At 46.8% G+C, this 684-nt stretch carries 1 protein-coding gene; it reads left to right on the forward strand.

What is annotated here, in order from left to right; genetic code table 11:
• The coding region (locus AC1DUA_RS39830; protein ID WP_477504904.1) for a glycoside hydrolase family 2 TIM barrel-domain containing protein at positions 1-684 on the forward strand (684 nt) is incomplete at both ends.

Raw genomic sequence — 684 nt, forward strand, 5'->3', positions numbered from 1 at the left:
GTATACGCTTGTCCTGAGCTTGAAAGATTCTTACGGCAAATTAATCGAAACGGCGGGTACACGTGTCGGTTTCCGGGAATTTGAACTCAAGACAATGTCCGATGGCAGCGGCAAGCAGCAAATGATCCTCAACGGCAAGCCCATTATGATTAAAGGTGTAAACCGTCACGATACAAACCCCGATACGGGGAAAGCGACCAATCTGGATCAGATGATCGAAGATATCGAATTAATGAAGCAATACAATATGAATGCTATTCGTACTTCTCACTATCCGAGCCATCCGTTCTGGTATGATCTGGCGAACAAATATGGTCTCTATGTGCTCGATGAGGTCAATTTGGAAACGCATGGCGTTAGTAGTACCGTCCCGACCAACAAGCCTGAATGGTTGGAAAACATCAAGGATCGCGCTAACAGCATGGTTCAAAGGGATAAAAACCATCCTTCCGTCATCATCTGGTCATTAGGCAATGAAGCGGGCTCAGGCAGCGATTTTAAAGCCGAATCTGATTATATCCGCAGTCTCGATCCTACCCGTCCGATTCATTACGAGGGGTACAACGATAAGGCCGTAACGGATATGGTCAGCAACATGTATCCGGCTGTCTCAACTTTGGAAACCTATGCCAAGAGCAGCGACCCAAGACCTTATATCATGTGTGAATATGCCCACGCTATGGG

It is taken from the genome of Paenibacillus sp. 01T422, from assembly GCF_056398785.1.